Origin of the sequence: Roseicyclus sp. (assembly GCF_052168335.1) — a bacterium.
In the GTDB taxonomy this organism is placed as follows: Bacteria; Pseudomonadota; Alphaproteobacteria; order Rhodobacterales; family Rhodobacteraceae; genus Roseibacterium.
The window spans coordinates 1-5,708 of the sequence record NZ_JBQLZP010000367.1 but is presented as its reverse complement, the minus strand read 5'-3'; the positions used below and the strand labels follow the sequence as shown (position 1 = coordinate 5,708).

The 5,708-nt window shown below is 70.0% G+C and carries 6 protein-coding genes; all 6 read left to right on the top strand.

Translation table 11 applies throughout. From position 1 onward, the window contains the following. Nucleotides 1-1,240 (top strand): M20 family metallopeptidase (locus tag ACTS11_RS11295; protein ID WP_442640413.1); only part of this gene is annotated, 1,240 nt, incomplete at its 5' end. A 71-nt stretch (nt 1,241-1,311) separates the two neighbouring features. Next, entirely contained in the window at nt 1,312-2,169 is an 858-nt protein-coding gene (locus tag ACTS11_RS11290) for an ABC transporter substrate-binding protein (protein ID WP_442640412.1), read from the top strand. A 97-nt stretch (nt 2,170-2,266) separates the two neighbouring features. Then, complete coding sequence (locus tag ACTS11_RS11285; RefSeq protein WP_442640411.1) at nt 2,267-3,007, top strand: amino acid ABC transporter permease; 741 nt, start codon at nt 2,267-2,269, stop codon at nt 3,005-3,007. A gap of 38 nt (nt 3,008-3,045) precedes the next feature. Beyond that, on the top strand, nt 3,046-3,882 hold the full coding sequence (locus tag ACTS11_RS11280; RefSeq protein WP_442640414.1) for an amino acid ABC transporter ATP-binding protein: 837 nt from the start codon (nt 3,046-3,048) through the stop codon (nt 3,880-3,882). A gap of 7 nt (nt 3,883-3,889) precedes the next feature. Beyond that, complete coding sequence (locus tag ACTS11_RS11275; protein ID WP_442640410.1) at nt 3,890-4,975, top strand: hypothetical protein; 1,086 nt, start codon at nt 3,890-3,892, stop codon at nt 4,973-4,975. After that, nucleotides 4,972-5,708: dihydrodipicolinate synthase family protein (locus tag ACTS11_RS11270; RefSeq protein WP_442640409.1), on the top strand; the 737-nt coding region annotated here is incomplete at its 3' end. The genes ACTS11_RS11275 and ACTS11_RS11270, both read left to right, overlap by 4 nt.

Below are 5,708 nucleotides of genomic sequence, written 5' to 3'. Positions count from 1 at the left end.
CACTCTCATCGCCGCGGAGAACACCGGGGAAGACGCCGTCGAGGGGGCGATCTGGGCGAGGATGGCGGAGGCCGGGGCCGAGGCCGAGGACCGGCCCTTCGATCCGGCGTCGGTCCCGGTCGTCGGCGAATTCGCCTCGGCACGGACGCAGACGCCAGGCGAACGGGTCAACGTCATCGGCCGCCTCCGCGGCGACGCGGGCCGGCAATCGCTCCTGATGTTCGCCCATCCCGACAGCGAGCCCGTGGCGCAGACCGAAACCTGGAGCCGCGACCCCTTCGAGGGCCGGATCGACGGCGGCAGGCTCTATGGCTGGGGCGTCGCGGACGACCTCGCGGGCATCGCGGCGGGCACGCTGGCGCTCGCGCGCGCGGCGCGGACGGGCGCGACGCTCGGCGATGTCGTCATGATCTCGGCCCCGTCCAAGCGACACGCGCGCGGCGTGGCCGCGGCGATGCATCAGGGCCTCGTGGCGGACGCGGCGCTCTACCTCCATCCGGCCGAGTCCGGGGCGGGCCTCAACGAGATCAAGGCCTTCGCCTCGGGCCAGCTCGAATTCCGCATCACCGTGACGGGAAAGTTCCCGCCGACGAACGAGCCGGGGCATACCGCCTTCGCCCATCTCGCGGTCAATCCGCTGGACAAGGCCATGCTGATCCACGCGGCGCTCCGCGACCTCGATGCCGAGCGGGGGCGGCGCATCCACCACCCCGCGCTCGAGAAGGAGGTCGGCCGCTCGACCAACATCATGGTGTCGAACCTGATCTGCGGCGAGGATCGCCGCTTCGGCCGCCTGAACGAGACCTGCACTCTGGCCGGCGCCATCTCGTTCCCGCCCGGCGAGACGCTCGACGAGGTCCGGGCCGAGGTCGAGGCGGCGATCGGAGCGGCCTCGGCATCCGATCCCCACCTCGCCGCGCATCCGCCGACGATCGAGTGGTTGAGCGGCGTCACCGGCGCGGAATGCCCGCCCGACCACCCGCTCTACCTGACCGCCGCGCGCGCGGTCAGCGCGCAGACCGGTCGGCAGCCGCACGTCAACCCGATGCATACCTCTTCGGACATCCGCAACCCGATGGTGCAGAAGTCGATCCCGACCGTGGGCCTCGGCGGGCTCTGCGGCGACCTCACGCAGAATGGCCGGCGCGACGAGTGGGTCGACCTACAGGACTACCTGCGCACCATCGCGGCAACCACCGACATCATCCTGGACTGGTGCGGGACGCCGCGCCCGACCTGACGACGCTGTTCCATCCTGGCGGCGCGGGACACCCAAGCGGCCATTCCACAACCACCAACGGGGAGTAAACGATGACGATGAAGACCAACGTTCTCAAGAGCGCGGCTGCCGTGCTCGCCCTCGGCTTCGGCGCCGGGGCCGCCGTGGCGCAGGATTGCCCGGCCGACCTGCCGACGGTCACGCCGGGCGTGCTGACCATGTCGATCAACGCGACGATCCCGCCGCGCCAGTACATCGACACCTCCGGCAACCTCCAGGGCCTGCACCCCGACCTCGGGCGCGAGATCGCCCGCCGCCTCTGCCTCGAACCCGAGTTCATGAACGTGGGCTTCGAGGTGCAGATCCCCGGCCTCGCCAACCGGCGCTGGGACATGATCAACACCGGGATGTACTACAACCCCGAGCGCGCGCAGATCATGCGCCTCGTGCCCTACACGGTGAACGCGCTCGCCATCGTGGTGGAGCGCGGCAACCCGCTCGGCGTGACCGGCTACGACGAACTGGCGGGCGAGCCCGTCGGCACCGAGATCGCGGGCTTCGCGGACGCGCTGATCCGCGAGATCAACGAGGAGCAGGTCGCCGAGGGCTTCGAGTCCATGCAGATCCAGGCCTTCAACACCTTCGCCGAGGCCTTCGCCGCCCTCGGCGCGGGACAGGTGCGCGCGGTCTTCGGACCGGACGCGACCGCCGCCTGGTATGCCGAGCAGGGCGCCTTCGACGTGGGCGCGGCTGGCCTGAACCCCGGCCTGCCCTCGGCCTTCGGCTTCGACGGCGCCTCGGGCGAGGTGCTGGCCGATGCCGTGGCGCAGGTGCTCCGCGACATGGTCGCCGACGGCACCTACCACGAGATGCTCGGCGCCTACGGTGCGACGCCGATCGAGCTCTGGGACGAGTACAGCGGCGACATCGCCGTCTACTACACGCCGTAAGTCCGGCCGCGTTCGCGGTCCCTACCTGACGACATCCCGTGCGGCGCAGGGCCAGCCCCGCGCCGCACGGCACCTGACCTGATGCGGGAGCACGCCGGTGAACTGGAGTTGGCCCTTCTTCTTCGACTACCTGACCAACGGCTTCATGCTGCGGGGGGCATGGACGACCGTCTGGCTGTCGGTAATCTCGATGACGATCGGCCTCGGGCTCGGCGTCGTCGCGGCGATGATGAAGATGTACGGCAACTCGGTCGTGCGCTACATCGCCGAGTTCTACATCTGGCTCTTCCGCGGCACGCCGGTCCTGATCCAGCTCGTCATCATCTACACCGGCCTGCCGCAGCTCGGCATCCGGCTGAACGTGATCGAATCCGCGATCCTCGGCCTGGCGCTGAACGAGGGCGCCTACCTGGCCGAGATCATCCGCGCGGGCATCATGTCGGTGGACAAGGGCCAGGACGACGCGGCGCGCTCGGTCGGCATGAAGTGGCGGGAGCGGATGTACTACGTGATCCTGCCGCAGGCGACCCGCACGATCATCCCGCCGCTCGGCAACCAGTTCAACGGGATGCTGAAGACGACCTCGCTCGCCTCGGTGATCTCGATGGAGGAGCTGATGCGCAACGCGCAGATGCTGGCGCAGATCAACTTCCGCGTGCTCGAGGTCTATTCCGTCGCAGCGCTCTGGTATCTCCTGCTCGTGTCGATCTGGGGCCTCATCCAGCAGCGGATCGAGGCGCATTACGAGAAGCCCTTCGGCCCCTCCACCGCGATTTCGCCGGATGCCGAGAAGGAACTGAAGAAGGCCCTGCAGAAGGCCGGGACGGCCAAGGTATGACGCTCCAGGTCCAGCCCGACACCAGCGAAAGGCCCGCCATGACCGACGCGACCCCGCCCTCCCCGACGCAACCGCGCGGCGCCGCCAGGCGCCCGGCCAAGTCGCTCGGCGAGCCCATCGTGCTGATCGAGAACGTGCGGAAATCCTTCGGGGACAACCACGTCCTGCGCGATGTCTCGATGACGATCCGCAAGGGCGAGGTCGTGGTGATCTGCGGCCGCTCGGGCAGCGGCAAGTCCACGCTCCTGCGCTGCATCGACCAGCTCGAGACAATCGACGGCGGCACGATCCGCGCCGCGGGGCACCTGATGGGCTTCCGCGAGAAGAACGGCAGGCGCGTGCCGCTGCGGGATGCCGAGATCGCCCGGCAGCAGCGCGACCTCGGCATGGTGTTCCAGAACTTCAACCTCTTCCCGCATATCAGCGTGATCGAGAACATCATGCTGGCGCCCGTCCGCATCCTGAAGCGGTCCCGCGACGAGGTGAAGGAGGAGGCGCGCGAGCTTCTGGCCCGCGTCGGCCTGCCCGAGAAGGAGAACGCCTATCCAAGGCAGCTCTCGGGCGGCCAGCAGCAACGCGTCGCCATCGCCCGCGCGCTCGCCATGAAGCCGCAGGTCATGCTCTTCGACGAGCCGACCTCCGCGCTCGACCCCGAGATGATCTCCGAGGTGCTCGGCGTGATGGTCGACCTCTCGCACCAGGGCATGACGATGATCGTGGTCACGCACGAGATGGGCTTCGCCCGCGCGGCGGCGGACCGGGTGGTCCTCATGCATGGCGGCGACATCGTCGAGGAATCCCCCCCGGAGGAGTTCTTCACCGCGCCCAAGAGCGAGCACACGCGGCTGTTCCTCTCCAAGATCCTGAGCCACTAGGCCCGACATGCCCGACCCGACCCAGCCGACCGGCATCGTGCGCACCGTGTGCGGCGACAGGCCTGCCGCGGAGTTCTCGGCGGTGATGGTCCACGAGCACCTGCTCTACGACATCGTGCCGCCGGGGCAGCGCGCGGACGAGGCCGGGACGGAAATCGGGCTGGGGAACCGCTGGCAGATCGACTACCTGTCGAACCGCACGGCCGCGAATGCGCGACAGACCGACCGGGGCATCGCGGCCGAGGAGCTCGCGGCCTTCGTCGCGGACGGCGGCGACCTGATCGTGGACCAGTCCGTCGGCGGGCTCGCGCGCGACGCCGAGGGGCTGGCGGCCGCGTCCCGCGCCTCTGGCTGCGCGGTTGTCGCGGCCGCCGGCACCTACACCGCGGCCTATCTCGACGCCAAGACCCGCGCGGCGAGCGCCGAGGCGCTGACCGCCCGCTTCGTCGAGGAGATCACCGTGGGCCTCGACGGCACCACGATCCGGGCGGGGCTGATCGGCGAGATCGGCTGTTCCTGGCCGCTCGAGGATTGCGAGCGCCGCGCGCTGGTGGCGGCGGCGCGCGCGGCGCAGGCGACGGGGTCCGGGATATCGGTCCATCCGGGCCGCGATCCCCGCGCGCCCTTCGAGATCGTCGAGATCCTCGCGGCCGAGGGCGCCGACCTCGGCCGCGTCGCGATCTGCCACATGGACCGCACCTATCCCGAAGGCGCCGGGGCGGACGGCCACGGGCCGCTCGCCCTCGCGCGGCTCGGCGTGATGGTCGAATGGGACTTCTTCGGCGTCGAGACTTCGCATTACTGGATGGACCCGGAGGTCGAGCTTCCGACCGACCGCGGCCGCCTGCGCGCGATCCGGGCGCTGATCGACGCCGGCCTGCGCTCGCGCATCCTCGTCAGCCACGACATCTGCACGCGGACCCGCACCCTGCGCTGGGGCGGGCACGGCTATGGTCACTTCCTGCGCAACGTCGTGCCGATGATGCGGCGCCTCGGCTTCACGGCGGAGGACGTCGCCCACCTCGTGCGCCTCAATCCCCTGGGCCTGCTCGCCATGCCCCGGGTCGCCACAATCCCGGAGACTGCAAGATGACCAAGGCCTTCCGCGGCACCTACACGGTGATGATCACGCCCTTCGACGCGGAGGGCGCGCTCGATCTCGGCGCGCTGGCGGAGTTCACCGACTGGCAGGTCCGGGAGGGTATCCACGGCCTGATCCCGCTCGGCTCGACCGGCGAGTTCCTGTCCCTGACCGAGGCCGAGCGCGACGCGGTCGCGCGCTGCGTGGTCGAGACGGTGGCGGGCCGCGTCCCGGTCCTCGTCGGCGCCGGGGCCGAGTGGACGGACGACGCGGTGCGGGCGGCGCGCATGGCACGGGCGGCGGGCGCCGACGGCGTCATGATCATCCCGCCCTTCTACTCGAGCCCCACCGAGGACGAGCTCTACCACCACTACGCGACCATCGGCGCGGCGACGGACCTGCCGATCATGCTCTACAACAACCCGGCGACCGCGAACGTGGACCTGACGCCGCCCATCGTCGCGCGCCTGTCGGAGATTCCGACCGTCGGCTACATCAAGGAAAGCACGCTCGAGGTGACGCGCATCCGGGACATCCTCGAGCTCTGCGGCGACCGGATGACGGTCTTCGGCGGCATCCTCGGCTTCGAGTCCTTCGTCGAGGGGGCCGAGGGCTGGGTTTCGGTCGGCTCGAACGTCATGCCGGCCGAATTCGCGCAACTCTTCACGCTGACCGCCGACGCGCAGGACTACGACGCGGCGCGCGCGCTCTACCGCAAGGTGCTGCCGGTGATCCGCATGGTCGG

Excerpts from the sequence above, each read along its gene's own strand:
- ACTS11_RS11290 (WP_442640412.1), top strand. The coding sequence starts at position 1,312 with ATGACGATGAAGACCAACGTTCTCAAGAGCGCGGCTGCCGTGCTCGCC.
- ACTS11_RS11280 (WP_442640414.1), top strand. The coding sequence starts at position 3,046 with ATGACCGACGCGACCCCGCCCTCCCCGACGCAACCGCGCGGCGCCGCC.
- ACTS11_RS11275 (WP_442640410.1), top strand. The coding sequence starts at position 3,890 with ATGCCCGACCCGACCCAGCCGACCGGCATCGTGCGCACCGTGTGCGGC.